The 2,142-nt window shown below is 74.7% G+C and carries 2 protein-coding genes and 1 pseudogene; all 3 read left to right on the top strand.

Going from position 1 to position 2,142, the window contains the following annotated elements; genetic code table 11:
- Nucleotides 1–261: pseudogene (locus VR44_RS39060) on the top strand (hypothetical protein); the annotation flags it as partial.
- 188 nt (nt 262–449) lie between these two features.
- On the top strand, nt 450–1,355 hold the full coding sequence (locus VR44_RS39055; protein WP_045952439.1) for a DMT family protein: 906 nt from the start codon (nt 450–452) through the stop codon (nt 1,353–1,355).
- Nucleotides 1,356–1,457: 102 nt separating this feature from the next.
- Nucleotides 1,458–2,078 (top strand): hypothetical protein, encoded by a 621-nt coding sequence (locus tag VR44_RS39050; protein ID WP_045952438.1) that lies wholly within the window; start codon nt 1,458–1,460, stop codon nt 2,076–2,078.
- Nucleotides 2,079–2,142: the final 64 nt, after the last annotated feature.

Raw genomic sequence — 2,142 nt, 5'->3', positions numbered from 1 at the left:
ACCGTGACGCCCGCCCCGCTGGGGCCGCTGACCGGACCGGCCGCCGCGCTCGTGGCCCTCTGCGCGGCCGCCTCCCTGCTCACCGCCGCGGTCGAATCGCGGCAGGCGCGGGGCCCCGCCCGGGCGGCGCTGGCCGAGCTGGGCACCCCGGGCGCGGTGCTGCGGACGGCCGCCGGCCTGCGGGCCGGCGCACTCCTGGCGGGCTGCGTACCGCTCGTATGGGGTGTGGCGCAGCTGACGTCCCTGGCCCTGAGGCGCTGAGCGGAGCAGCCCTCGGGGCGGGCCGAATGGTCGACGCAGACATCGGGGATCGAGACGCTCGGACGGCGGCGCCGCGGCGGACGGCAAAGAAAAGGTCAACGAACCTTCTTGCGGAGGCAACTCCGCGGCCCGATCCGACGTCTGGCAGAGGTACCGCTTTACCTGCCAGACGTTGAACGGAGCCCTCTGTGCTCATAGGCCTGCTGACCGCTGTCGCGGCGTCCATCTGCTACGGGACGGGCTCCGTCCTGCAAGCCGTCGGCTCGCGCCGCGCCGCCCGGCTGTCGCCGGCCGCCGCCGGGGTGACCGCCCACGGCGGCCCGAACCTGACGTCCACCGCCAAGGCGGCGATGACCTGGGAGTTCATCGTCGGCACCATCCTGGACTTCGTCGGCTTCGGGCTGGGAGCGCTGGCGGCCCGTCTGCTGCCGCTCTTCCTCTCCCAGACCGTGATCAGCGCCAACCTGGTGATCACGGCCGTGCTGAGTGTGAAGATGCTGGGCATCCGCCTGAGCCGCAAGGAATGGACCTCCATCGGGGTGGTCTGCGCGGCGCTGGTGCTGCTCGCGACCGCCGCCGGGCACGAGGGGGACCACCACGCCCCGATGGCCACGCACTGGTGGCTGCTGGCGGTGACCCTGCTGATCATCGTCGGCGGCACGGCGGCCGTACGGTTCCTCGGCGCGCGCGCCGCGATCCTCGCCGGTCTGCTGTCGGGCCTGGCCTTCGGCGCCCTGGGCGTGGGCGTGCGCGTCCTGGACGGGATCGACCCCTTCGACCTGGGCACGCTGCTCACCGACCCCGCGCTGTACGCGATCCTCGTCGCCGGTGTCGGCGGCATGTACCTGCACACCGTCGCCCTGCAGATCGGCTCGGTGAACGGGGCCACGGCCGCCCTGGTCGTCGGCGAGACGGTGCTCCCGGGTGCGATCGGCGTGCTGTGGCTGGGCGACGCCTCCCGCCCGGGGCTGGCCTGGCTGGCGGTCGCCGGCTTCGTGCTGGCGGTGACCGGTGCCGTCGCCGTGGCCTGGTACGGCAACCACGACGGGGCCGAGGCCCCGGCGCAGGAACAGGTCCCGGAGCCCGTGGGCTGAGCCGCCGGCCGGCCGGACCGCCCCCGCCGGCGCCGCCGCGGCCGTTCACCCCGTCGGGTCCCCGGGGTGGCGCGGCCACGGCCGCCGGGGCCTGCTGAAGGCATGGACGATCCCACCTCCGCACGGCTGCGCACGCCCCGGGCCGCCGGGACGGCCGGTGTGATGTTCGCCGTGCTGGTCGCGGCGGCGATCGTGCTCATGCGGACCGCCATCCCCTCCGGGAGCCCGGCCGACGCGGCCGTCCCCCCGGACCGGCGCTGGGCCGTGCGGCTCGCGCTGGAGATCGTCCCCTTCGCGGGGATCTTCTTCCTGTGGTTCATGGGGGCGCTGCGGGAGCACTCGGGCGCGGTGGAGGACCGTTTCTTCGCCACGGTGTTCCTGGGCAGCGGGTTCATCTTCGTCGCCACCCTCTTCGTGTCCGCTGCGGCGGCCGGGACCGTGCTGAGCGAGTCCGGGTCACCCTCCGGGTTCGGCCGGCCCTTCGCGTACACCGTGCTGTCCACGTACGCCCTGCGCATGGCGGCCGTGTTCGTCTTCTCGACCTCGGCCATCGGCCGCAGGCTCCGCGTCTTCCCCCGCCCGCTGGCCGTGCTCGGCTTCGCGACCGGGCTGGCCCTGCTGGTGCTGGGGTCGGGGGTGCCGTGGGTGGAGATCGTCTTCCCGGTCTGGGTCCTCGTCGTCAGCCTCCACATCCTCCGCGCCGGCCTGCACCGCACCTCCTGACCTGCGCCGTCGCCGCCCGCTGCGCCCGGCAGGCGGCGAACGGCCCGTGCGCGCATGCTGGAGG

The organism is Streptomyces katrae (assembly GCF_000966975.1).
GTDB classification, from domain to species: Bacteria; Actinomycetota; Actinomycetes; order Streptomycetales; family Streptomycetaceae; genus Streptomyces; species Streptomyces katrae.
The sequence above is the reverse complement of the archived record's forward strand: the minus strand, read 5'-3'. Positions and strand labels throughout refer to the sequence as shown.